Genomic DNA, 26,347 nt, shown 5'->3' with positions numbered 1-26,347 from the left:
AAAATATTTTGCTATAGTTGGTATTATGAAAAACCCTTATTGATATTTATTATTTTGGCACTGCTGATCATTCTTGCAGGATTCGCCTACAAGAAATACGGTGAAACAAAACCGGGCGGCTGCAAACAGGAAAAAGTGGATCCGGATGATTTTGACCCGCAGGAAGGTATAGACTGGTGAATTGTTTGTTTATGACAAAATTAATGTTTACTTAAAAGTGCTATACTGTTCATAGAAGTACCATATCAGCCATAAAGGAGCAAAAATGGCAACAGTAGTATCATACGGAGCAGCGGAAGTCGTGACCGGGTCATGTCACCTGCTTGAACTTGACAGCGGAACACGTATTCTTGTAGATTGCGGGATGTTCCAGGGGCGCGAGGAGCATCGCAATTACGGTCTGTTTGATTTTGATGCGAAGAGTGTTGATTATCTGCTGGTAACCCATGCACACCTCGATCATGTGGGGAGGATACCCAAGCTGGTCAAGGAAGGCTTTAGCGGGACCATTGTTGCTACAGATGCTACGTTTGCCCTGGCAGAAGTCGTGTTGCTTGATAGTGCAAAGATCATGAAAGAGGATTATCATACCCACTATAAGAAAGCACAGAGAAGAGGAAACGAAGGAAAAGTACTTTTACCGCTTTATGAAGAGAAAGATGTTCAGGCTGCATTGGCACTGCCGCATATCATGCCGGAGTATGACAAACCCTTTGAACTTTGTAAAGATGTCACGGTTACTTACCGTAATGCCGGGCATATTCTCGGGTCTGCCTATATAGAGATACGTTACAAAGAAGGGAACGAAGAACGCCATATCGTTTTTTCCGGAGATATCGGAAATGACAATGATATGGTCATCCCCAATCTCGTTCCGTGTAAATCAGCGGATTTCCTTTATGTGGAATCCACCTATGGTGACCGTAACCACAAGGGTGCGCTGGAGAGTGAAGAGGAGTTCCGTTCCGTCATTACCAAAACACTCGAGAACTGGGGAAATGTCATTATCCCTTCTTTTGCCATAGAACGGACACAGGAGCTTCTCTGTATTCTCAAAGAGATGCATGATAAAAAAGAACTGCCTGAATGCAAGATCTTTCTGGACAGTCCCATGGCAACCCGGGCGACCGCTGTCTATAAAGAGTTTGCAGAAGAACTCCTGAGTACCGAATGCCAGACGATCAAGAAGCGTGACGGTACGGTATTTGATTTCGACGGATTGAACTATACGCTTACCGTGGATGAATCCAAAGCGATCAATGATGTTGACGAACGGGCGATCATCATCGCAGGAAGCGGTATGTGTAACGGGGGCAGAATACTGCATCATTTCAAGAACCGTTTGTGGAACCCTAAAAATGCAGTGATTTTTGTCGGCTACCAGGCAGTAGGGACATTGGGACGACGTATCGTGGACGGCGCCAAATGGATCAAGATCTATCATGAAGATATCCGTATCAAGGCAAGTATGTATACGATCAACGGTTTTTCCGCACATGCCGACCAGAACGGCATCATCAAGTGGGTAAAAGATATCGAAGATCTGCAGCGTATTTTCCTCATTCACGGAGAAGAAGAAAAACAGGAAGTTCTTAGAAAAGTCATGGGTGAAAAGTTGCATGAAAAAGCACATATTGTTGCACCGGAAGAGGTGATATACCTCTCCTGACCCGCACTATAAACGGTTCAGATATTAAGTCAAGAGGATAGATAAGCTAAGACAAGGGAAGTGATGCAGTTAAGACTTAAAGAAAAGATACGTTTTGACATTGCCAAAAACCGTGAACGCATAAAGCAGCTCGGGCCGGGTCTCATTACCGGCGGGGCAGGGGACGATCCGGCCGGAATCGTTACCTACACGGTCGTCGGAGCTACGACCGGTTTTTCCCAGTTATGGCTTCTGCTGCTTTCAACACCGATGATGATCGCTATCCAGAACCTGGTGGCGCGCATTGCGATCGTGACAGGGAAAAGCCTGCCGGAGATCACAACAGCATACTATTCAAAAAAACTGACCGTTCTGATGATCATGATACTGGCTCTGGCCAACATCCTGACCATCGGTGCAGACCTTAATGCAATCGCGGCTATTTTCCATACACTCACCGGTTATCGTACCGTGTATTTTCTCATCCCTATTACTGCACTCATCGCCTACTTGATCACCTTTGGTCAATATAAAAAGATAAAATCGATCTTCATTGGCATGACAGCAGTCCTTGTCGTCTATATCATTGCAGCTGTTCTTTCTAAACCGCCGGTACTGCTGCTGCTGAAAAATACACTGGTGCCGCATATAGAGATGAACAGTGCGTGGATCATTGCAGCGCTCGGAATGCTGGGAACGACCATTTCTCCCTACCTGATGTTCTGGCAGGCGGCGGAAGAAAAAGAAGAGAAAAAAAGTATCGTTCAGGCAGATGAAGTCGGTTTCGACACTATCACCGGTATGGTCTACTCGAACCTGCTCGCTTATGCCATGATTATCACCGGGGCAGTGATGCTCTATGGTACCCACAGCAATATAGAAGATGTTATGACACTGACGGAAGCCCTGCGTCCTGCCGCAGGGGATTATGCTTTTGCCCTGTTCGCACTGGGTATTGTTGTTGCCGGTTTTCTGGCGATTCCTGTACTGGCAGGATCGACCGCCTATGCCGTAGCCGATACTTTTGGCTGGCGGGAGGGTATGGATTACAAAGTCAGTGATGCGAAAGGGTTCTATATCGTATTTATCGGTGCGCTGATCATTGGAGATATGATCGATATGTATCCGGGTATTACCGTCGTCGATGCACTGTACTATTCCCAAGTGCTCAACGGAATGCTCATTCCCGTTCTCATAGCTTTCGCCCTGGCGATCGGAAATAACAAAACGATCATGGGTGAGTATGTCGCCACACGGTTTCAAAACGTTTTTTCCCTGTTTGCCATGCTTGTTACACTCGGGCTTACCGTCGTGATGGTCTGGCAATGGATAGGGTAGGAGGAACAGATGTCGTATGAATCGGTAATACTGATACTCTTTGTCATTGCTTCTATTGTTGCGGTCATTACGAGGTATATCAATCTTCCCTATACCATTGCATTGGTGGCTGTAGGGCTTATGCTGGGGGGATTACACCTTTTGCATCCGCCGTCTTTGACACAGGAACTGCTTTACTCTGTCTTTCTGCCGCCGCTCATTTTTGAAGCGGCGATCCATCTGCGGGCTTCAGAACTGTGGCGTGACGGCTGGCCCATTGCCACACTGGTCATTCCCGGGGTGATCGCTTCGACACTGCTTACGGCTGCCGTTATGGTCCCTGTGAGTGTTCATTTTGCCCAGATCAATGCGATCACCTGGCCTGTTGGTATCCTCTTTGGTGCGGCTGTTGCTGCGACCGACCCGGTAGCGGTCGTCTCTCTTTTCAACAAACTGGGTGCACCCAGACGGCTGAGACTGCTCATAGAAAGTGAAAGCCTTCTTAATGACGGTACATCTATTGTTGTCTTTATTCTTGCCATGCAGTATATTTTGGGACATTTGGGAACACCGCAGGATGCTGTAGTTGATTTCTTCAGAATCGTCGGTTTCGGTCTGCTTGTGGGTGCCATAGTCGGGCTTGCTACAGCTGCGGTGATGCACCACCTCGATGATGCGATGATCACGATTACACTGACGACCATCGCAGCATACGGTTCATTTCTTATCGCGGACAGGCTTGGTGTCTCCGGTGTCATGAGTACGGTAGCCGCAGGGCTTATCACCGGAGGAAAAGGTTTGTCAGAGATACTTTTCCCTTCTATACGCCTTGCTACGGAAACTTTTTGGGAATACATCGCATTTGCCATGAACTCTCTTATCTTCCTTTTGATGGGTTTTGCAGTGAATCTGACATTGCTGTGGGAGCTTTCTCCCATTGTTCTGATCGCTTACGGTTCAGTGCTTGCCGCACGTTTTTTTGTCGTGACAGGTACCTGGGCGGTATTCTACCCTACCAATCACAAGTTTCCTTTTTCCTGGGCGGCAGTGATGACGTGGGGAGGGCTTCGCGGCGCACTCTCGATGGTTCTGGCACTCAGTATTCCCGACTCGTTTGCATTGAAAGAGCTGATCGTAACACTGGTGTTCGGTGTGGTCCTCATCTCTATCTTCGTACAGGGGATGACGATGTCGCCGCTGATGAAAATACTGGGGATCCTTTCCCCTGTTTCCCAGCTGAAAAACTATGAACTTCTCAAAACGGAGATTCTGCTTTATCAGGATATAATGGAAAAAATGGACAAATTGCATAAACGGCGTTTTCTGAGTGCAGAGAGTCTTGAGTCTCTGACAAATGAATACCAGACAAAGATCGATGCGCTCTCCGAAGAGCTCAATAAAATAGAAGTGGACAAAGAGACCCTGGTCAAAGAAGAGGTACTCAAGACAAAACGTAGAATGATCATGGAAGAGACAAAGGCTCTACTGGAAAGATATCAGAGTGGAACCATCAGTCTGGAAGTCTACAAGGCAGTGAAACATGAATTTGACAGTCAGCTTTTCGAGCTTGAAAATATGGGGGCGTAAAAAATGATAGATTTTTTCATAGCGCATTTCTCCTACGGAATACTCTTCATCTGGAGCATTCTGGAAGGAGAGATCGGGTTGACACTGGCAGGATACATGGTTAAAGTGGGTAAGTTCGATCTGCCGCAAGTCCTACTTCTCACTATCGGTGGTGCATTGATAGGTGATACGGCAGTATTCCTAACCGGACGTCTGTTCAAGACTAAAACCGAAATCTTACTTAAAAATTATGAGGAAAAGATGCAGAGAATCGAAAGCTGGTTCCTTCACTATGGAAGCTGGATCGTTATTTTTGAACGTTTTGTTTACGGTACACATATCCCGGCACTTCTGATGCTGGGTGTATCGGGTTTCAGTTTTTGGAAGTTTTTGTTACTGGATATTATCGGTGTGGTGCTATGGGCAGTAACCTTTACGACTTTGGGTTATTACTTCGGCCATACGGTCATAGATCTGCTGACGTTTGTGCAGCGGCATCTCACCATTGCACTGCTGGTAATACTGTTTTTCTATATCATTTATCTGCTGCAAAAAGAGGAGGAAGTATAATGGCTGCAACATTGATACTTTTACGACACGGCCAAAGTGTCTACAATAAAGAGAATATCTTCACGGGATGGACAGATATCGAACTGAGCGATCAGGGACGGCAGGAGGCAATAAAAGCGGCAGCGGAACTGAAAAGACTGAAGCTCTATCCCGATGTCTGTTATACTTCATGGCTTAAACGTGCGATCCATACGGCACAGATTGCATTGTTGGAGATGGTATGGGAACATATAGACTGTATCAAGAGTTGGAAGCTCAATGAACGCCACTACGGCGCCTGGCAGCAACGTAACAAAGATGTTGTAAAACAGGAAATAGGGGAGGAAGCCTTCTTGAGCGTCAGGAGAGGCTACAGCACACCGCCGCCCCCACTGGATGAGAACGATCCCCGCGCCGCGAAGTTCGACCCCAAATACAGAGATCTCGACCCGGCACTGCTGCCCAAAAGCGAATCACTGAAAGACACCCACGCGAGAGTGAAAGAATATTATCGCGACGTGCTCATACCCGAGTTGGCGAAGGGAAAAACAGTCCTTGTCAGCGCGCACGGAAATTCACTGCGTGCCCTGGTCATGGAGATAGAGCACTTAAGTACCGATGCCGTCGTTAAACTCGAGATCCCGACAGGGAAACCGCTGGTCTACCGTTATGACACAGGGATGACTGCCATCAAAAAAGTGAAAGTTAATTGATCTTCATTAACTTTTTTGTAAGGTTTGGGAGTATAATAAAAAAATAATTGATACCAAAAAGGAAACCGAGATGCCAAACGATCCAAAAGATACGGAAAACAGCTCTATCCCTGAAGATCAAGAAAAATCAGTAAATACGGATATTAAAGGCCTGACACACGAAGAGGCACAGGAGCGCCTTAAGAAATTCGGCCCCAATGCCATCACAGCCAAAGAAAAGAGTTGGTTACAACGTCTTTTCAAGCGTTTTTGGGGACCCATCCCCTGGATGATCGAAGTGGCAGCTGTTCTCTCTGCAGCGGCGCAACGCTGGGAAGATTTTACGATTATCATAATCCTTTTATTCGTCAATGCCTTTGTCGATTTCTACCAGGAGTCTAAAGCGCTTAACGCCATTGCGGTACTCAAAAAGAAGCTTGCGCGAAAGGCACTGGTACTGCGTGACGGAAAATGGCAGGAGATCGATGCCAAAGAACTGGTTCCTGACGATATCATCAAGGTCAAGATAGGTGATATCGTCCCCGCAGATGTAGCCCTGCTTGCTGGAGGGGATTTTCTTCTGGTCGATCAGTCAGCCCTGACCGGTGAATCACTCCCCGTCCATAAGAAGATCGGAGATGACCTCTATGCCAATGCCATCATCAAACAGGGTGAGATGATAGCAAAAGTCACAGCAACAGCCAAGAATACCTACTTTGGAAAAACCGTAGGACTTGTTGCAAAAGCAGAGCAGGAAGAAGTAAGCCACTTCCAGAAAATGGTGATCAAGGTCGGTAACTTTTTAATTATCCTGACACTCTTTATGATTGCGATTATTGTGTATCACGGTATAGAAACACAGCAGCCGACGGTAGAACTCCTCATTTTTGCACTGGTACTTACCATTTCTGCCATTCCTGTGGCAATGCCCGCCGTCTTAACCGTGACCATGGCTATCGGAGCACAGGTGCTGGCAACCAAACAGGCGATCGTCAGTCGTCTGGCTGCCATCGAAGAAGTCGCAGGAATGGATGTGCTCTGTTCGGACAAAACAGGTACGCTGACACAAAATAAAATGAGTTTGGCAGATCCCTATCTTGCCAATCAATATACGGCTGAAGAACTAATGGTATTTGCCGCGCTTGCCAGCAAAGAAGAGAACAATGATCCTATTGAAAAACCTATTTTTGACTACATACATCAGAATAAGCTGGAAGAGAAACTCAGTAACAAACATCTTAAAAAATTCCTCCCCTTCGATCCTGTCCACAAAAGAACCGAAGGGATCTATGAGGGGGATGACTGTGAACTCATTTACACGAAGGGCGCTCCACAGGTCATCATAGAACAGAGCGACGACAAAGAGTTCGATAAAGCGAAAGCCTACAAGCAGGTTGAGAACTTTGCTTCGAAAGGCTTCAGAACCCTCGGTGTGGCATTTCGAAAATGCGAAGAGGACGCCTATCACTTTGTAGGCCTCATCCCTCTGTTTGATCCTCCGCGTGAGGATTCGGTCGAAGCCATCAGCGAAGCCAAAGATAAAGGTGTATCCGTCAAGATGGTCACCGGTGACAACATTGCTGTCGCCAAATACATCGCTTCGATGCTGAAGATCGGTGACAATATAGAAGATATCCATACGCTCAAGGGCGAGTCGGTCGAGGAGTATCTCTATCTTTCACAGATCCTTTCGCGGGCCATTGCCGAGTCTATGCATCCCGACGCCTCCAAGGATGAAATCGATACTATAGTCAAAAAGATCGTCCAGAAAGTGCAAAAAGAGCTTTACAATATGCCCGTTCCAAAAGGCAGTGTGAAAAAACACGAATCGGAGATCGTCGCACTGATAGAAAAGGCGGACGGATTTGCGCAGGTCTTCCCTGAAGACAAGTATATGATTGTCGATTCGCTGCAAAAAGCAGACCATATCGTCGGTATGACAGGGGATGGTGTGAACGATGCGCCTGCACTCAAAAAGGCTGACTGCGGTATTGCCGTAAGCGGTGCGACCGATGCGGCACGTGCTGCAGCTGACATCGTACTGATGGCTCCGGGGTTGACGGTGATTGTCGATGCGATCAAAGAAGCAAGACAGATCTTTGAACGTATGAAAAGCTATACGATCTTCCGTATCGCAGAGACGATCCGTGTCATTATTTTCATGACACTTGCCATCGTAATCTATGATTTCTATCCTATTACGGCACTGATGATCATCATCCTGGCGCTTTTGAACGATATCCCTATCATGACGATCGCCTATGACAATACGAAGCTGCGGGAGACACCGGTAAGATGGGATATGAAAGAGGTCTTCATCCTGGCTTCCTGGCTCGGACTGGCAGGCGTTCTATCCTCCTTTACACTTTTCTGGATTCTGATCTCCCTGATGCATCTGCCGTTGGATTTTGTTCAATCGGCCTTCTTTGCCAAACTGGTCATAGCTGGGCACGGGACGATCTACAATACCCGTATCGATGACTGGTTCTGGAAGCGCCCGTGGCCGTCCTGGACGCTCTTTAATGCCACCTTCTTCAGCCGTGTCGCCGGTACGATCATTGCCGTGTACGGCTTCGGTCTGATGGAACCGATCGGTTGGGCATGGGGACTCAGCATGTGGGCTTATGCATTGACCTGGTTCGTCTTCAACGATGTAGTGAAAATGGGTGTATTACGTTATTATAGAAGGAAATATCATGAAGATATCATCTAAAGGCAGTACTATGGAAAGAAGGGACGCTCTTAAGGTCATGGGAATAAGCGGTGCCGCACTGTTGGCCGGTGGCGGTACGTCCGCTTCGGCAAAAACAAAACTTTCCACATTCGCAAGTAAGAAAAAAGCCGATATCGTTATCGTCGGAGGCGGTACAGCAGGAATGACCGTTGCAGCCCGTCTGAGACGTTCGGCACCCAATGCGAAGATCACACTGATCGCTCCCAATGAGACGCACCTCTACCAAAGCGGACAGGTCTATGTTGCCGCAGGGCTCTTCAGTGAATTTGACAACAAGCGCCCTACCAGTGAACTCCTTCCGGACAATGTGACTTGGGTGAAGGACAAAGTGACGGCATTCGATCCCGACAAAAACCGGGTACAGACAGCAAAACATAACACAGTTCCCTACGATTATCTTGTTGTAGCCCTTGGATGTGAATATGATTACAATGCAGTGGAGGGACTGGATGTTTCAGATATAGGAAAACACGGTATCGCCAGTGTACACCTTAATGATATAGAGAAGGGAACGTCAACAGGTGCCATCGTATCACGATTATGGCTTAAAGCCATACGCCGTAAAGCCCAAAGGTCAGAGGTCAAGGTTCTGTTTTCCGATCCCCAAACGCCTGTCAAAGGGGAGGGTGCTTCTCTCTCCATGCTCTTTTTGGCCAATGATATGCTCAAAGGAAATGGGCTGAAAATAAAAGGCAAAGACCTTCAGCATAAAGTAAAGTTTACATTGACCAAAGCGGGTAAAGTACTTTTTCCTTCTGCAAAGATCGATGCAGCACTAAAAAGAACAATGAAAAAAACAGACAATGTTTCTGTCTCCTATGGGTATATTCTCAAACGTATCGATAAAGAGAAAAAGGTAGCGGTCTATGCGAATGGAGATGAGGAAGTGAATGTCAGCTATGACTACCTGCATATCACGCCACCTATGAAGGCACCACAGGTCGTACGTGATTCTAAACTTAGTATAAAGGACGGACTGCATAAAGGGTGGCTCGATGTCGATGAAAAAACACTACGCCATCCCAAGTACAGAAACGTTTTCGGTCTGGGTGATGTAGTGGGACTTTCTTCAGGGAAAAGCGGTGGTGCCGTCAGGGAACAGGCGATCGTGCTTCAAGATAATATCGCTGCCATCATGGAGGGGAAAGTAGAGCCAATGAGCTATGAAGGGTATTCCGTTTCACCGATCAAGACACGATACGGCAGGGTAATGCTTGCCGAATACACACCCAAAGGACTCGCGCCAATGTTCCCCCTTGATCCGACTACTCCCAGATGGATATGGTGGGAGATGGATCTGCATCTGATGAGACGTGCCTATTTTGACCTGATGATGAGAGGAATGCTGTAGTGAAAAAAAATATCTATAAAAAAGAGCTTTACAAGTTACAGGTGGAACTGGTCAAATTCCAAAAATATGTGATCGAAGAGAATGTAGCTGTATGTCTGGTCCTGGAAGGGCGTGATACAGCCGGGAAGGATGGGACGATCAAGCGTTTTACCGAGCATCTGAGCCCACGTGAAGCACGTACGGTTGCTTTGGGAGTACCAAGTGACAAAGAGAAGAAGTCCTGGTATTTTCAGCGCTATGTACCGCATCTCCCAAGTGCAGGTGAGATTGTTTTTTTCAACCGAAGCTGGTATAACCGTGCCGGTGTGGAAAAAGTGATGGGTTTTTGTACTAAAAAACAGTATAAGGCTTTTATGGAGGAAGTAGGCAGTTTTGAACAGATGCTGACACACTCGAATATTCGTTTTTTCAAATATTATCTCGATATTACCAAAAAAGAACAGAAAAAGCGCCTGGAAGCACGCAAGACCGATCCACTTAAACAATGGAAGCTCAGTCCTATAGATGCCAAAGCACAAAAAATGTGGGATGCTTACTCCAAGGCAAGAGATGATATGTTCAACAAGACTTCTTTTATCTATGCGCCATGGTATGTCGTCCATACAGATGACAAAAAAGAGGCACGCATCAATATCATGAAACATTTTTTGAGTCTCAATGACTATCCGGATAAAGATAAAGCACTGCTGGTATATGACCATGATGTCATTTGCAAATTTGATCCGGTCTGTTATGAAAAAGAGATGATCGCACCATGAACCTGTCTCCCGATCTCATTCATCTTGTCATTACCTTTGTCTTCAGTTTTCTTGTAGGTATGGAGCTTAAAACCTACCGTCAGCAATACCATTCCAAAGATAATAATCTGTTCTTCGGTACGGCACGTACCTATACCTTCATAGGGATACTTGGGTTTATCTTCTATAAAATCGAACCTGTCCATTTCACTCTCTATATTACGGTATTGATCATGCTGTCCCTTCTCTTTCTGGTCTTTTACAGGCAGAAGGTCGAGAGTGGTAAATCAAGCATCCTGCCGTATGTGGTCATGCTCAGTGTCTATGCATTCGGCCCGATGACCGAACGCTTTGAGCTTTGGATGCCGTCACTTCTCTTTGTGCTGATCATTTTTCTGTTAAATGCCAAACAGTCTCTGCAGCGATTTAGCAATGATGTCAATATGCATGAGTTCGAGACCCTGGGGAAAATGGTACTTCTCTCCGCTGTGATCCTTCCTCTGCTGCCCAATACCAATACCATACCATACCTTCCGATCTCTCCTTTCAAGATGTGGCTGGCAGTCGTCGTCATTTCGGGTATCAGTTACGGCGGCTACCTGGTACAGAAGTATCTTTTCCCTTCCAAAGGGTATTTTCTTACCGGTATTTTCGGCGGGACATACTCTTCTACCGCGACGACGGTTGTGCTGGCACGGAAGGCAAAAGCAGGGGGTAATAACCCGGTAATAGATGCAGCGATCATTGCAGCAACCTCTATGATGTACCTGAGGCTTCTGGTTGTTGCGATGGTCTTCAATTTTTCTGTCGCAAAGTCGCTTGCCCTACCATTCATTGCCCTGTCCGTTGCAGGTATGGTCATCTCTTTTATATATTTGCAGCAAAGAGAGCATAAAACCACCAATACTGACTTTGTCGACGAAAACCCGCTTGAACTAAGAACTGCTTTTGTATTTGCCGGACTTTTCGTGCTGATGATGGTGGTTACACATTTTGTCATTGGTCATTACGGTAACGGAGGCTTACAGGTACTCTCATTTGTAGTTGGATTTACCGATATAGACCCTTTTATATTTTCTCTTTTGACAGGCAAGTATAGCGTAGCGCAGACAGAACTTGTTACAGCCATTATGATTGCAGCAGGCAGTAACAACCTGCTTAAAGCAGTGTATGCTCTATGGTTCGGAGGCTTGAAAGGCGGCAGCCGTTCCGCCGTATGGGTCGCCCTGCTTGGGGTTGCTACGATTGTATGGGCGCTGAAATAAGTAGGAACCCCCTTATTAAAGAACGGTTAGACTAACAGTAATATCATTTAACTATAACAAATTAAATCTATAAGGATAGAAAATGAAAAAAAGATTTTTACTTTCAGCTTTAACATGCGGACTGCTCCTGAGTGCAACAGGACTGCAGGCAAAAACAGAGAAAAAAGAACTGGTCAACAATGTGATACAACAGGAGGTCAAGAACCATAAACAGGCGCCAAAAGAGATTATCTCAGGGATGCAAAATACTTTTGCTGCACTCCAGGCGATGCAGGCAGGGAAAAAGGATGAAGCGAAAAAAGCACTTGAAGCGGCAACGAAGAGTTTTGATGCTGCGCTGAAAGCCGATCCGTCACTCGACATTATTCCTATCGATGAGAGATTTCAGGCCTTTGCTTTTATGGGAACATCCGATGTCATAGACGCAAGACTCAAACTGGCACAGCAGCTTTTGAAAGCGCATGATACACAGGCTGCCACTGCTGTTCTGACACCCCTCAAAGATGAACTGGATATTTCTGTTATCTCCATACCGATGAAGATTTATCCGGTAGCGACGAAAAAAGCGCTGGATGAACTGAACAAAGGAAACGACAAGGCAGCATTTGCAGCCATTGCAGAAGCTATGAACTCGCTTATAGTGGTCAAAGCGATCATCCCGACACCATTGCTGACAGCTCAGGATCTCATTACAGATGCATCCAAACTGGACAAAAGCAAAAAAGAAGAAGCCCAGAAACTGCTGGCTGCAGCCAAAGAAGAGCTCAAGAGAGCGGAACTTCTCGGTTATGTCTCGAGACATGAAGCGGCCTACAAACTGCTCAACGACGACATAGAAAAAATTCAGAAAGAGATCAAGGGCAAAAACGTTGTTGAAAAGCTTTACGATACACTGAAGAATGATTTCAAGAAGATCATTGCCAATACAAAGATCTCAAAAGAGACACCCGAACAGGTAGCAGAACAGAAAGTCAATGCATTTGAAAAGAAAGAGGCCCAAAAAGCGGTGAAGGTCAAAAAGGAATTCAAACAGGATGCACAAAAAGACGAGAAAAAAACGGTACAATAAACCAAAGGAGTCAATATGTGGAACTGGAACAACAATCTCAGTCCTGAGATGAACATTAACAAGAACCTGGTAGACAACTTCAAGAAGTATGCCAAGATAAGCGGGATCATTTTTATCATACTTGGCTCGGCGGGAATCTTTTTTCCTACGTTCATGTCATTTACCACTTTAGCTTTCGTAGCCTACCTGATGCTGTTCGCCGGTATATCTGCCGGATGGCTGACGTGGCAAAGTAACAAGAATGACTGGGCCGGATGGTTGAAAAGCTTCCTGCTTGTCATGGTAGGGCTTTTCATGATCTTCTACCCTATGCAGGGGATCGCCGCACTTGGACTGCTTTTTGCCATCTATTTCTTTACCGATGCCTTCGCCGGTTTCGGCCTGGCATTTTCACTGAAGCCCCAGAAAATGTGGTGGCTGTGGCTTATCAATGCCATCACTTCACTGGTGCTGGGTGTCATCTTTATTATCGGATGGCCGTTCAGTTCCCTCTTTATGGTCGGTCTGCTTGTCGGGATAAGCCTTCTTTTTGATGGTGTAGCACTGCTTTCAGGAGGCATTTTTCTCGATGAGATCGACAAAAAAGAAGACAAAGATTAGCCTTAGATACAAAATAGCACTTTTCACGGTCTATTTTGTACTGTTCATAGCCCTTACGGCCATGATAGACTACTATGCCTATGATCTGATCAATCCGTGGATATTCATTGTGCTTAGTTTTGTTGGAGCAATATGGGCCACGCTGGTCCATGTAAAGAGCAAAGAGAAGTCCAAAGCGGATGAACTGGCTCACGACCTTGAAGAAATCATATAACATCTCTCAAGATTTTTCTGTATAATCTGAAAAGTCCTGTTGTTTATGAAAATCAATACGACAGCATTTAGTAAAAAATAGGAAAGTCCATCAAAATCGTTTTTTTACAGCAAGCTAATAACAAGGTAACAAAATGACAGCATATCTTTCTGTTTTATCGCATGACATCATCGCACTGATCACCATACTCAACCCTATTGCCGCTGCGAGCATTATGGTAGGAATGGTGACACCACCTACACCTAATGTTATCAGGCCTATCGCCTTTAAGGCGACATTGACAATACTTATTGCATCACTGGTAACTCTTTTCAGCGGCGAATTTGTATTCAAACTTTTTGGTATCAATGTCTTGTCTCTGAAAGTTATAGGCGGTATCATCCTGATGATGATCGCCATCAATATGGCCAACGGACAACAGAGCAAATCAAAACATTCCAAAGAAGAGGCTGATGAAGCAGATGAAAAAGAAGATGTATCGATCATCCCTCTCGGTATTCCTATTCTTTTCGGCCCCGGTGTAATCGCTACGATCATCGTACTCAACCACAACCACATACAAAGTTATCCGATGATGATCAGCTATGGACTGATCACAATTGCCATATTTGCTGCGACTTTGGCAGTTTATCTGATACTGCGTTATGCCGGAGCGATCAACAGGGCACTCGGTGTAACAGGAATGAAGATCCTGACCAGAATTATGGGCCTGATCGTCGGTGCGATCGCTGCACAGTTCATCATCAGCGGTATCAAAGGGCTGTGGGGAACAATGTAGGGATATACTGAACAAAGTTAGAATTTCACATATCAAAGGAAAAAGATGCAACGTTATTTGGGAATACGGAAAGAGTTAAAGATTTATATCAGTAATGAAGATACGGTAGATGGCAAACCGCTTTTTGAAGCACTTTTGACTTTGGCAAAAGAGAAAGGGATAGCTGGAGCAACCGTTCTGAAAGCCGTCGCCGGAATGGGAGCACACTCCGAGATACACAGTTTCAATGTCTGGGTCCTCAAGCAGAAAGTACCGCTGATTATCACCATGATAGATACGGAAGAGAACATAAAAGTATTTCTCGATGCTGCGGGGGATATGATAGAAGAGGGGCTTGTGACCATAAGTGACACTGAAGTACTTCATTACCATCATCCCAAATTCGGAAAAGCGTAATGCAGCCTTATTTGTTGCTAGCCGTGGGTACGGGAGGTTTTGTAGGTGCGATCCTTCGTTTTCTCATCAGCGGCTGGGTACAGAGACTTTCGCCGACACTGTTTCCCGTCGGTACGCTGAGTGTGAATGTGTTGGGAAGTTTTATTATCGGTTTTCTGGCACTCTATTTTGAGTCAGTCGTGGCTCCGCACCAAAAAGCACTGGTAATCACCGGTATGCTCGGTGCATTGACGACCTTCTCAACTTTTTCCCTCGAAACAGTAACCATGCTTCAGGGAGGACTGTGGGGACGTGTGACCATGAACATCACGCTTAATGTTTTCCTGTGTGTGGTCGCCACTATGCTGGGTATGATACTTTTTAGACGCCTGTATGGATAAGACACAGAACTTGACTTAAAGAAAGTTCTGTGATTTTTTTGTAGCTCTTAGCGGATATACCATCCCATTACTCATTTATCGTTGAAATTCTATTGGCTTTCCCATATATGAACTTTGCGTTGTCGGTTTCAAATTTATTTGAGATAACTGATTAGAGGGGCTTTCTTCTCAAGCTTAATGTTTAATGCTAACATAACGTAAACAAAAATCGTAGTATACTTATTTAATGTGTAAATTTTAGCTACTTTTAAAATATATGATTAGATTAAAAAGGATATGCAGTGAGTAAAAATATCAAATGGTTCAATGAAATAGGTATAGAGGATGTCGCCGAAGTCGGAGGAAAGAACGCTTCTCTTGGTGAGATGTACCAAAACCTGACGCAGGAGGGTGTCCGTGTTCCCAACGGTTTTGCCGTGACTTCCAGTGCCTACAGACATGTACTGAAAAGCAACGGCGCGTGGGAAAAGCTTCATGCGCTGCTTGATGACCTCGATGTCACCAACGTCGATGCGCTGCAGAAAGCGGGAAAGGCATCGAGAGAGATCGTTTACAACTGTGAACTCCCCGATGATCTCAAGTCGGAGATCCTTTCTGCCTATGCAAAACTCAAAGAGGAGTACGGCGAGAGCCTCTCACTTGCCGTCCGTTCCTCCGCTACAGCCGAAGATTCTCCTGAAGCCTCATTTGCCGGACAGAACGACACTTACCTGAACATTTCGAATGAAGATGAACTGCTCGACGCCTACAAACGCTGTCTGGCTTCCAACTTTACCGACCGTTCCATCCACTACAAATACGATAATGGTTTTGATTACCTGAAAGTCTATCTTTCTGTGGTCGTGATGAAAATGGTGCGCAGTGATATCGGTGCGAGCGGTGTAATGTTCTCTCTCGATACGGAAACAGGGTTCAAAGATGTCGTATTTATCAACGCGGCACTCGGACTTGGTGAGAATGTCGTACAGGGCACTATCAACCCGGATGCTTTCTATGTTCATAAACCTACCTACAACAAGGGGTTCAGAACGGTTCTGAAGCGTTCTCTGGGTTCCAAAGAGAAAAAGATGATCTTCACCGATACGATCAACCTGGACAATATTGCGGTGGAATACACGAAGAATGTTCCGACGACAGTGGAAGAACAGAACCGTTTCTGTATCACCGACGAGGATGTCATGGTACTGGCCGGCTATGCCATCAAAGTGGAGAACCATTACTCACAGAAAGCGGGCTTCCACAAACCGATGGATATGGAGTGGGCAAAGGACGGGATCGACGGGCATCTTTACATGGTACAGGCACGTCCGGAAACAGTGGAGTCACAGAAAAAGGGCAATGTCCTGGAAACCTACCACCTTAAAGAGAAAGGCAAAGTCCTGGTAACCGGACAGGCCATAGGTACCAAAATAGGGCAGGGGAAAGTGCACTACATCGCAAGTGTGAAAGAGCTCGACACCTTTAAAGCCGGCGAAGTACTTGTCGCCGATACGACCAACCCTGACTGGGAACCGATCATGAAGATTGCTTCGGCCATCATCACGAACAAGGGCGGGCGTACCTGCCATGCGGCAATCCTGAGCCGTGAACTCGGCATTCCGGCAGTGGTTGGGTGTGACAATGCAACAGAGATGCTCAAAGATGCAGATGAAGTGACAGTGAGTTGTGCTGAGGGTGAGACGGGTATGGTTTATGAGGGTATTTTGGATTTCGAGGTCATTAAAACGGACCTGAGCAACCTTCCCAAAACAAAAACCGAGATCATGATGAACCTCGGTAATCCGGATATCGCTTTTTCACTCTCCTCGTTGCCGGTCGACGGGATCGGGCTTGCACGTATGGAATTCATCATCAATGAATACATCAAAGCCCACCCGATGGCGCTCAAGCATCCCGAAAAAGTGGATGAAGCTACAAGAGCCAAACTTCAGGAGTTGACACAGGCATATGATTCGATGGAAGACTTCTTTGTCAAAACACTCTCCGAAGGGGTGGCTACCATTGCTTCGGCTGTTTATCCCAAGCCCTGTGTCGTGCGCATGAGTGACTTCAAATCGAATGAATATGCCACGCTTCTGGGCGGTGATACCTTTGAGCTTAAAGAAGACAACCCTATGATCGGTTTCCGCGGGGCATCGCGTTATGCCCATCCCAACTATGAAGAGGGCTTTGCGCTTGAGTGTGCGGCCATGAAGCGTGTACGCGACGAGATGGGATTTGACAATGTCACTTTGATGATACCGTTCTGCCGCAGGGTGGATGAGGGACAGAGGGTCATCGATACGATGGCCAAATACGGACTCAAGCAGGGTGAGAACGGCCTGAAGATCTATGTGATGTGCGAGATTCCGAATAACGTCATCCAGATAGATGCCTTCAGCAAGCTGTTCGATGGTTTCAGCATCGGAAGCAACGACCTTACGCAGCTTACCCTCGGTGTAGACCGTGACAGTCAGGTGGTCGCGTTTGATTACGATGAACGCGACGAGGGTGTCAAGGAAATGATCAGAATGGCGGTCGAGGGATGTCAGCGCAACAAACGGCACAGCGGTATCTGCGGCCAGGCACCGTCTGATTACCCGGAAATGGCCGAATATCTTGTGCGTCTTGGCATCGAGTCTATGAGCCTGAACCCCGACAGTGTGCTGAAGACCATAGAGAACATTGGCAAACTTGAAAAAGAGCTGGGAAGATAGGAAAGGATAAGCAATGACAAAGAGCAGTATAGTATCGATCGACGCCATAGAGATCCTCGATTCACGAGGCAATCCTACCGTACGTGTACTGATGGAACTAGATGACGGTACGGAAGCGAGTGCTTCGGTACCGTCGGGTGCCAGTACCGGAGAGTACGAGGCGCATGAACTGCGTGACGGTGACAAAAAGCGTTACGGAGGTAAGGGCGTGAAAAAGGCCTGTGAGAACATCGTAAAACAGATCGCGCCGACCCTGTTGGGCATGGATGCTTCAGAGCAGGCAAAGATAGACCGTATACTGATCGAACTCGACGGTACGGACGATAAAAGCCGTTTGGGTGCCAATGCTATCCTCGGGGTTTCCATGGCGGCGGCCAAAGCGGCGGCCCAGAGCCACCATATGCCGTTGTACCGCTACCTCGGCGGTGCGGAAGCAAAACGTCTGCCGGTGCCGTGCATGAATATCCTCAATGGCGGCGAACATGCAGATAACAGTGTAGATTTTCAGGAGTTCATGGCGGTACCGCACGGCGCACCCTCTTTTTCCGAAGGACTGCGTTATGTGGCGGAGACCTTCCATACGCTGAAAAAACTGCTGCACGAGAGAGGTCTTGCCACCTCAGTCGGCGATGAAGGCGGTTTCGCTCCCGATCTCGGCAGCAACGAAGAAGCCATTGAGCTCATTGTAGAAGCGATCGAAAAAAGCGGTTACCGTCCCGGAGAAGATATCTCCATAGCTATCGACAGTGCGGCCACTTCGTTCTCGACGGACAAAAAAGGGCACTACGACCTGAAATGGTCCGGTGCGGGGAAAATGCAGAGCATTGACCTCATCGCACTGGCCAAAGAGTGGGTTGACAAGTATCCTATCATACTCTGGGAAGACCCTTTGGCAGAAGAGGACTGGGAGGGATTTGCCCGCTTCACCTCTGCGCTCGGGGACAAGATAGAGGTCGTAGGTGATGATATCTTTGTGACCAACACGAAATTCATCTCCCGCGGTATCAGAGAACATACGGCCAATGCCTCTCTGATAAAACTCAACCAGATAGGCACGGTCAGCGAGACCGTTGCGGCGGTCAGGCTCTGCGAAGAGAACGGGTGGAGAGCGTTTCTCTCCCACCGTTCCGGTGAGACGGCAGATACCTTCCTCGCCGACTTCGCCGTTGCCATGCAGAGCGGCCATCTCAAAAGCGGGTCGGCCTCACGCAGTGAACGCCTCGCCAAATACAACCGTCTCCTTGAGATCGAACACGCGCTTGGTACGGATGCCAAATATTACTGGAAATAGAAAGGAAACTTCATGAAAAAACGTATTGCTATCAACGGACTGGGACGCATAGGCAACCAGGTACTCAGACACTATATACACGCGCTGCCCGAACATTGCGAAATTGTCGCCGCCAATACTTCAAGTGTTGAAGATGCGGCCTATCTGCTCAAATACGACTCGGTACACGGACGGGCAGATTTCGACATCGGTACGGAAGAGAAAAAACTCATTATTGACGGGCATGAGATTGCGATCGTCAGCAGCCATGATCCGCGCGAACTGCCGTGGAAAGAGATGAATATCGATATCGTGCTTGAGTGTACGGGACATTTCACCGAAGGCAGCCTTGCGGCACAGCACCTTGAAGCCGGTGCAAAAAAAGTGATCATTTCTGCTCCGGGAAAAAACGTAGACAAAACGATCGTGCTTGGGGTCAATGAGAACGAATACGATCCCGCGGCGCATCATATCCTCTCCAATGCTTCCTGTACGACCAATTCACTGGCACCTGCCATGAAAGTGCTCGAAGAGAATTTCGGTGTGGAAAATGCGATGATCACAACGACCCATGCCTATACTTCGACACAGACGACGGTGGACAAGCGTGCGAAAAAACGCAGACGCGGCCGTGCGGCAGCGGTGAATATCATCCCGACCACTACCGGTGCGGCGATCGCCACGACAGAGGTGATCCCTGCACTCAAAGGCAAGATGGAAGCGATGGCGCTGCGCGTGCCGGTACCGGACGGTGCGGTGACTGAGATCGTGGCACTGCTGAACAAGCCGGTGACTGTCGAAGAGGTGAACAAGGCATACAGTGCCGCGGCTGCGGGCGAGATGAACGGTATTCTTGATATTACGACGGAAGAGGTCGTCTCCTCCGATATGCTGGGCAACTTGCACTCAAGCATTATCGACGGTCTCTCGACGGCGGTTGTAGGTGAGCGTATGGTCAAAGTACTGGCATGGTATGATAATGAATACGGCTATTCACAGCGCCTACTGGAACTTGCCGATTATGTCGCGAAAAAAATGGAAGCGTAAGGAGAGGATGATGAAAATGACACTCCCGGCAGATGTCCCTGCCGATAAAGAAAAAGCGTTTATTGAGAATTTCGAGAAAACGACCGGCGGAAGCGGACGGCTGATGCTCTTTGCCGGAGACCAGAAAGTCGAGCATCTCAACAATGACTTCTATGGTGAAGGTATTCCGCTCGAAGACAATGACCCCGAACATCTTTTCAAGATCGCCTCAAAAGCCGACATCGGTGTCTTTGCGACACAGTTCGGGCTTATTACCCGTTACGGACGTGACTACAGCGATATTCCCTATCTGGTAAAACTCAATGCCAAGACCAATCTCATCCCCTACGAAGCCAAAGACCCTTACTCACAGCAGTGGCTTGAAGTGGAAGATGTCGTCCGTTTTCAAAAGAGCAGCGGGCTGGATATACGCGGGGTGGGCTATACGCTTTATCTGGGCAGCGAACATGAACATGCCATGCTCCGCGAAGCGGCACGCATCGTGCATGAGGCGCATCGCAACGGCTGGATTGCCGTGCTTTGGATTTATCCTAAAGGCAATTTCGTCAAAGACCAGCATGACAGACATCTCATTTCGGGTGCGGCCGGAGTAGGTGCGGCACTCGGAGCGGACTTTGCCAAACTCAAAGTACCGTACATAGACGGCAAACTCGATACTGAGGGGCTCAAAGAAGTGACAACCGCTGCGGGACGGACTGGTGTGCTGTGTGAAGGCGGAGACAAAACGTCGCCTGAAGCATTCCTGATGGAACTGCATGAGCAGATACACCATGGCGAAAGCCGCGGGAACGGAACGGGGCGCAACATTCACCAGCGTCCACTCGATGAAGCCATTCGTATGGCGGACGCCATTTATGCCGTCACGGTGAAGAACGCTTCTGTCGAGGAAGCTTTGCAGATACTGGAAGGTAATACCAAATCAAATTAAAATCATACACGCAAACAACAAGACTTGCGTACATCTGCAAAATACCAAAGATTCGAGTTGGCTACGGCCAGCCCTTCATCTTTGCCATTTCACATCTGTACACAAGCATATGCCGTTATCGTATATGTTTTAAATTTAATTTGGTATAAGTAATAAACCTGTTATAAAAGGATAAAGAATGAAGAAATATGATCTCGTAGTCATAGGGGCAGGGCCCGGCGGTACACCTGCGGCTATGGCAGCGGCACAGTTCGGTAAAAGTGTATTGCTTGTCGACAAGAGAGATGCACCCGGCGGAGAATGCCTTTTTGAGGGATGTATCCCCTCCAAAGTGCTGGAGAATGCCGCCAACCGGTTTGAGATATTTAAAGAGATGAAAGCCTTTCATATCGATGTCGAAGGAAAAGAACAGATACACTGGGAAGCCGTGCTTGAAGACAAAAAACAGATACTCAAACGCAGGTCGATGGGGGCTATGAAGCAGATGGAGAGGTTTCCGAATCTGGAGTTCAGACAGGGAACGGCACGCTTCACCGATATGCATACCATTGATATAGACGGAGAGCAGATCGCCTTTGACCATGCGATTATCGCAACAGGGGCTGCAGCATTCCTTCCTCCTTTTGAAGGAGAAGGGGTCAAAAATGCCTGGACCAATGCGGAAGTTTTTGAAAAAACGGAACTACCCAAAGAGATCACCTTTATCGGTGCGGGGGCGATCAGTTGTGAGCTGGTACAGATGTTCAACAAACTGGGAACCAAATGCCACATGCTTGAACGTAGTGAAAGAATTCTGAAGCACATCGATGAAGAGTCAGCCATGGTGGTGCAGGAGAAGATGATACGTGAGGGCATCGATGTACAGCTCAATATCACTTTTGGAAAAATAGAGGGTGAGGAGGGGGCGTTCTCTGTCAGCTATACGCAGGACGGTGAAGCAAAAGTCCTTGAAACACCCTATCTGCTCATCGCTACGGGACGTGCTGCCAATGTGGAAGGTCTCGGACTTGAAACTGTAGGCGTGGACTTCGACCGGCACGGTATCCATGTCGATGAAACACTGCAGACCACACAGGAGAACATTTATGCGGTAGGTGACTGTACGGTAGGGCCGAAGTTCGCACACTGGGCCACCTATGAAGCGGGGATAGCCATCCATAATATTTTCGCACCTATGAAGCATAAAACAGATATGTCCAAGCTCAGCTGGGTACTTTTCTCTGATCCACAGATCGCCTCTGTTGGGCTTAGCGAAGCAGATGCACAAAAACTGGGGATGGAAGTATCCGTAGAACGTTATGACTATGCCGTGGATGCCCGTGCCCAGCTCGATAAAGCTGAAGAGGGCTTCCTGAAATTTGTCATAGAAAAGAAAAGCGGGATCATACGCGGTATTCAGATCGTGAGTGAGGACGCTTCTTCGCTCAGCGGCGAAGCTTCACTGATCGTCGCCAATGAACTCAAGGCGATGGATGTAATGAAAACGATCCATCCGCATCCGACGCTGACGGAAAGCTTCGGAAAACTGGCACAGCAGATCTTTTTTAAAAGTATGATGCAGTCAAGAAGATAAATAAAAGGACAGGAGGAGTGCTATGGACTACAAGGTCGTGATGCCCCGTCTATCGGATTCGATGGATGAAGGACAGCTGGTAGAATGGAAGATCCGACCGGGGGATGTGGTCAGGAACGGTGATGTGATCGCAGAGGTAGAAAGCGACAAAGCGGTCATGGAGATACAAACCTTCAAAAGTGGAACAGTAAAAGAACTGCTGATAGATGCGGGCAGTACTGTGCCGGTCGGAACGCCGATGGCGGTGATCGATACGGATACAGACTCCGGAAGCAGCATCAAAACGGAAGAAAAATCCAAAGAGCAAAGCAAGCCTGCCCCCGCGATCGAGAAGCCTGTAGAAACCGTATCTGCAAAAGAAAAGCATTCTCCTGCACCGGAAATGAAAAAAGCACCTGTTGAAACCCGGGCATCTGCACCAAGTACCATCGATATGCTTATGGGAATTTCTGGTACTTCAACAGAAGAGAAGTCCTCCTATACCGGAGGTAATGCATCTCCCAGAGCCAGAGCGCTTGCTGCGAAGTACGGTCTCGATATAGAAACCCTGCAGAATGAAGGCAAACTACCCGTTCCGGCACATTCGGCAGATGTCAAAGGGTATTGGCTGCGTCGCTACTTTACGCCCAAAGCACTTGAACTTATTGCCAGATACAATCTTTCAATCGATCTTTTTGAAGCACGGAAGAAACATAATGAATCCGAGATTAAGGCCTATATCGAATCGCATGAAGTACCTCTGCCCGAACCGATCGACATGCCGCACAAAGCGATGATAGCCATTGTAAACTCTGCGCAGAAACGTCCAGTCTACCATATGACGGACCATATCGATGCTACATTGCTGAACCGCTATGTATCCAAAGATCTGACGATCACGGTCTGGTTGCTCAAACTCTTTGCCGAAGCGATGATGCGGCAGAAATATTTCCGTCTGACCCTTACGGACGATCATATGCAGCTCTGGCCGAATGCTTCTATCTCTGTTGCCATGGCCCATGGCGAATATCTCTATATGCCGGTATTCAAGGCGGTGAACGGAAAGAGACCTGCGGCGATCGCTGAAGAACTGCAGCAGTTCAAGACAAAGATCTCTCAAAAGAGACTGACAAAGGAAGACCTGACAGGTTCGACCTTCGGGATTTCCAATCTGGGGATGACCGGTATCGAACAGTTCGATGCGATGATCAACAAAGATGACTGCGCCATAGCTGCGATCGGTAGTGAGACAGAGGGAAGGATCACAGTTACTCTTACGGTTGACCACAGGATCGTCAACGGATATCAGGCGGCATTGTTCATGCAGGAACTCAAAACACTGGCACAGGATGAAATGTTCTTCAAGGAGGCAGCACAATGATCTACGACTACGATATTCTTTTTCTGGGTGGAGGCCTGAACTATGCGGGTGCCGTAACCGCGGCGAAAGCCGGGCTGAGAACGGCACTGGTAGAAAAAAAGATGGTACATCTGGGAGGGACCTGCCTGCATAACGGGTGTATTCCCTCCAAAATGTATTTGCATGCCGCTGAAACGGTTCTGGCTTCAAGAAAGAACCATTTTACAGGAAAGATAGAACTGGATATGGCAAAACTCGATACCGAGAAGGAGACCATGCTCTCCATGGCGACGGGTGCGATCACCAAACAGTGCAGCGATGTGGAGCTGATAGATGGGGAAGGGGTCCTTATCGCACCATATACCGTGAAAGTCGCTGACCGTACCGTTACGGCCAAACATATCGTCATCGGTACGGGATCCTCTGCATTTATCCCTGAGGGGGTCGACTATGACGGAGAAGATGTCATCAGCAGTGACGATGTGCTCAATATGAAGGAGCTTCCCGAGAAGATCGCGGTCTATGGTGCGGGGGCGATCGGTCTGGAAATGGCAAGCTTTTTTGCGGCTGCAGGCGTAGAGACCGAGCTGATCTGGCGGCATGACAGGCTTTTAAGGAAAGCACATCCGACGATCTCAAAGCATTTGATGAAACAGTTCGAGAATCTTGGTGTGACCCTGATGGGATACCAGACGGTCAAAACAGCGAAGAAGACAAAACGCGGCGTGCATATCGTCTTTGGTGACGGGAAAGAACATTATGTCCCAAAACTGCTGGTAGCGACCGGGCGCCGTGCCAATACGGATGCCGTACAGACAGAGGAAGTGAAGGTCGGTAAAAAAGGGATAGAGACTGACGTGCACTTTGAAACGACGCTGCGTGACCATTACGCCGTCGGTGACTGTAACGGGAAGATACAGCTCGCCCATGCCGCCAGGGCGGAAGTGCTCTATGTGGTTCGGCGTATCCTCGGGAAACAACGTGAAGCGATACGCATGGAAAATATCGTCAAATTCATACATACTCTGCCGTCCTCCTATGCCTATGTCGGTAAGATACGCTCGCAACTGGAAGATGGGGATGTCACCTATCATGAGAGCAGCGTACCGCTGGGAGGCTTGCCCTATCCGCATATCAACGATGCCGATCTCGGGCTCATGGCTGTGTACGGTGATGAGGAGAACTTCATCATAGGTGCCGAGATCTTTGCGCCCCATGCTGAAGAGCTTGTTGCCATCGTTGCCATGGCGATCGCCGGAGAGATGGATGCCACACTCGCCAAACGAACGATACTGGCGCATCCCACCTTCAGCGAGAGCCTGGAAAAGAGTTTTATGCGTCTCTGATCTACGTCAAGTTCAGGGAACCTCTAATATTTAGAGGTTCCCTTCAGAGGATTCAAGTATAATAATCCTATGTTTTCTATTATTTTGAATTTTACTCTTTCGGGGGCACTTTTTGTCGTAGCGATCCTGACTTTTAAGAAAGTCAGTACCCCCAATGAGGTGGTCTTTGCGAGCCTGCCGTTTCTTTTTGCCCTGCATCAGTTCACGCAGGGCTTCGTCTGGCTGGGGATGTACGGTCTTATCGGTCCCCGTCCTCTTGAACTCGCAGAGGGTATCTTCGTATTCTATGCTCAGGGACTGCTGCAGTTCCTCATTCCTTTGTCACTTTGGCTGATTGAACCGGCGGGAACACGCAGAAAACTCATAGGGGTGCTGATGGTCATCGGCGGTATCCTTACAGCGTATACACTCTACGGACTTGCCGAAGAACCTACCTCTGTTTATGTAAAAAATCATATACTGGTCTATGTCAATGAATGGACAGACAAAATCTGGGTAGGGTTCCTGTACGTTCTGACCACATGCGGTGCACTGCTTTTAAGCCGAAGTATCGCCATACAGCTTTTTGGTTTACTGAACTTTTTATTTCTAGTTCTTGTCTATGTTTTCATCCCATACGGTTTGACTTCTGTCTGGTGCCTCTATGCCGCTGCGATCAGTGTCCTGCTCTACTTCTATTTTGTAGAGCGCCGTATCGCTTTCCTGCAGGTACTAAAAAAGAAAGAGGTTGATTTCAACTCCAAGCTGGAAAAAGAGTTGAACACTTTGAAACACCGTTACCCAAACCTGAGAGAAAAATGGCAAAGACGTTTTAGTGTGGACAGATAATTTTTAGTTTCTATTGATTTTTGT

General features: G+C 47.5%; 24 protein-coding genes. All 24 read left to right on the top strand.

The annotated features are described in order from the left end of the window. The first annotated feature begins 39 nt into the window (after positions 1-39). The 24 genes from YH65_RS11475 to YH65_RS05850 all read left to right on the top strand — a co-directional run bounded on the left by YH65_RS11475 (position 40) and on the right by YH65_RS05850 (position 26,323). Complete coding sequence (locus YH65_RS11475) at positions 40-180, top strand: hypothetical protein (RefSeq protein ID WP_154806472.1); 141 nt, start codon at positions 40-42, stop codon at positions 178-180. Between the two features lie 85 nt (positions 181-265). Then, positions 266-1,669 (top strand): MBL fold metallo-hydrolase RNA specificity domain-containing protein, encoded by a 1,404-nt coding sequence (locus YH65_RS05960; protein WP_046551070.1) that lies wholly within the window; start codon positions 266-268, stop codon positions 1,667-1,669. A gap of 63 nt (positions 1,670-1,732) precedes the next feature. Next, on the top strand, positions 1,733-2,986 hold the full coding sequence (locus tag YH65_RS05955) for an Nramp family divalent metal transporter (RefSeq protein WP_046551069.1): 1,254 nt from the start codon (positions 1,733-1,735) through the stop codon (positions 2,984-2,986). A 9-nt stretch (positions 2,987-2,995) separates the two neighbouring features. Beyond that, positions 2,996-4,552 carry a cation:proton antiporter gene (locus tag YH65_RS05950; RefSeq protein ID WP_046551068.1) on the top strand — a complete coding sequence of 519 codons (1,557 nt, stop codon included), beginning with the start codon at positions 2,996-2,998 and terminating at the stop codon, positions 4,550-4,552. 3 nt (positions 4,553-4,555) lie between these two features. Then, a complete protein-coding gene (locus YH65_RS05945) occupies positions 4,556-5,101 on the top strand; it encodes a DedA family protein (protein WP_046551067.1) in 546 nt (181 codons plus the stop codon). Then, complete coding sequence (locus YH65_RS05940; protein ID WP_046551066.1) at positions 5,101-5,793, top strand: 2,3-bisphosphoglycerate-dependent phosphoglycerate mutase; 693 nt, start codon at positions 5,101-5,103, stop codon at positions 5,791-5,793. The genes YH65_RS05945 and YH65_RS05940 overlap by 1 nt, the downstream gene beginning before the upstream one ends. Positions 5,794-5,863: 70 nt before the next feature. Then, positions 5,864-8,485 (top strand): plasma-membrane proton-efflux P-type ATPase, encoded by a 2,622-nt coding sequence (locus YH65_RS05935; protein ID WP_052746108.1) that lies wholly within the window; start codon positions 5,864-5,866, stop codon positions 8,483-8,485. Beyond that, positions 8,469-9,857 (top strand): NAD(P)/FAD-dependent oxidoreductase, encoded by a 1,389-nt coding sequence (locus YH65_RS05930; RefSeq protein ID WP_046551065.1) that lies wholly within the window; start codon positions 8,469-8,471, stop codon positions 9,855-9,857. The genes YH65_RS05935 and YH65_RS05930 overlap by 17 nt, the downstream gene beginning before the upstream one ends. Beyond that, a complete protein-coding gene (gene ppk2 / locus YH65_RS05925; RefSeq protein ID WP_046551064.1) occupies positions 9,857-10,615 on the top strand; it encodes a polyphosphate kinase 2 in 759 nt (252 codons plus the stop codon). The genes YH65_RS05930 and ppk2 overlap by 1 nt, the downstream gene beginning before the upstream one ends. Next, positions 10,612-11,859, top strand: coding sequence for an MgtC/SapB family protein (locus tag YH65_RS05920; RefSeq protein ID WP_046551063.1), 1,248 nt, complete (start codon positions 10,612-10,614; stop codon positions 11,857-11,859). Before ppk2 ends, YH65_RS05920 begins: the two co-directional genes overlap by 4 nt. An 82-nt stretch (positions 11,860-11,941) precedes the next feature. Further along, a complete protein-coding gene (locus tag YH65_RS05915; RefSeq protein WP_046551062.1) occupies positions 11,942-12,928 on the top strand; it encodes a YfdX family protein in 987 nt (328 codons plus the stop codon). A 15-nt stretch (positions 12,929-12,943) separates the two neighbouring features. Beyond that, the gene (locus YH65_RS05910) at positions 12,944-13,528 is read left to right on the top strand and encodes an HdeD family acid-resistance protein (RefSeq protein WP_046551061.1); all 585 of its coding nucleotides are present in this window, start codon (positions 12,944-12,946) and stop codon (positions 13,526-13,528) included. Further along, the gene (locus tag YH65_RS05905) at positions 13,497-13,742 is read left to right on the top strand and encodes a hypothetical protein (RefSeq protein WP_046551060.1); all 246 of its coding nucleotides are present in this window, start codon (positions 13,497-13,499) and stop codon (positions 13,740-13,742) included. Before YH65_RS05910 ends, YH65_RS05905 begins: the two co-directional genes overlap by 32 nt. Before the next feature lie 133 nt (positions 13,743-13,875). Then, entirely contained in the window at positions 13,876-14,520 is a 645-nt protein-coding gene (locus tag YH65_RS05900; protein WP_046551059.1) for a MarC family protein, read from the top strand. Positions 14,521-14,565: 45 nt separating this feature from the next. After that, entirely contained in the window at positions 14,566-14,916 is a 351-nt protein-coding gene (locus YH65_RS05895) for a DUF190 domain-containing protein (RefSeq protein ID WP_046551058.1), read from the top strand. Further along, positions 14,916-15,296, top strand: coding sequence for a fluoride efflux transporter CrcB (gene crcB, locus YH65_RS05890; protein ID WP_046551057.1), 381 nt, complete (start codon positions 14,916-14,918; stop codon positions 15,294-15,296). The genes YH65_RS05895 and crcB overlap by 1 nt, the downstream gene beginning before the upstream one ends. A gap of 281 nt (positions 15,297-15,577) precedes the next feature. Further along, complete coding sequence (ppsA, locus tag YH65_RS05885; protein WP_046551056.1) at positions 15,578-17,992, top strand: phosphoenolpyruvate synthase; 2,415 nt, start codon at positions 15,578-15,580, stop codon at positions 17,990-17,992. 13 nt (positions 17,993-18,005) lie between these two features. Continuing rightward, complete coding sequence (gene eno, locus YH65_RS05880; RefSeq protein ID WP_046551055.1) at positions 18,006-19,283, top strand: phosphopyruvate hydratase; 1,278 nt, start codon at positions 18,006-18,008, stop codon at positions 19,281-19,283. Between the two features lie 12 nt (positions 19,284-19,295). Beyond that, entirely contained in the window at positions 19,296-20,309 is a 1,014-nt protein-coding gene (gap, locus tag YH65_RS05875; protein ID WP_046551054.1) for a type I glyceraldehyde-3-phosphate dehydrogenase, read from the top strand. A 10-nt stretch (positions 20,310-20,319) separates the two neighbouring features. Continuing rightward, positions 20,320-21,237: a beta/alpha barrel domain-containing protein gene (locus YH65_RS05870; protein ID WP_046551053.1), complete on the top strand. Its 918-nt coding sequence runs from the start codon at positions 20,320-20,322 to the stop codon at positions 21,235-21,237. A 178-nt stretch (positions 21,238-21,415) separates the two neighbouring features. Further along, positions 21,416-22,810, top strand: coding sequence for a dihydrolipoyl dehydrogenase family protein (locus YH65_RS05865; protein WP_046551052.1), 1,395 nt, complete (start codon positions 21,416-21,418; stop codon positions 22,808-22,810). 22 nt (positions 22,811-22,832) lie between these two features. Beyond that, on the top strand, positions 22,833-24,170 hold the full coding sequence (locus YH65_RS05860; protein ID WP_046551051.1) for a 2-oxo acid dehydrogenase subunit E2: 1,338 nt from the start codon (positions 22,833-22,835) through the stop codon (positions 24,168-24,170). Then, positions 24,167-25,495, top strand: a complete 1,329-nt coding sequence (locus tag YH65_RS05855) for a dihydrolipoyl dehydrogenase family protein (protein ID WP_046551050.1) — start codon at positions 24,167-24,169, stop codon at positions 25,493-25,495. The genes YH65_RS05860 and YH65_RS05855 overlap by 4 nt, the downstream gene beginning before the upstream one ends. A gap of 69 nt (positions 25,496-25,564) precedes the next feature. Continuing rightward, positions 25,565-26,323 carry a DUF6629 family protein gene (locus YH65_RS05850; RefSeq protein WP_046551049.1) on the top strand — a complete coding sequence of 253 codons (759 nt, stop codon included), beginning with the start codon at positions 25,565-25,567 and terminating at the stop codon, positions 26,321-26,323. Positions 26,324-26,347 lie beyond the last annotated feature (24 nt).

Source organism: Sulfurovum lithotrophicum, from assembly GCF_000987835.1.
Classification (GTDB): Bacteria; Campylobacterota; Campylobacteria; order Campylobacterales; family Sulfurovaceae; genus Sulfurovum; species Sulfurovum lithotrophicum.
This window is presented reverse-complemented; position numbering and strand designations above follow the sequence as displayed.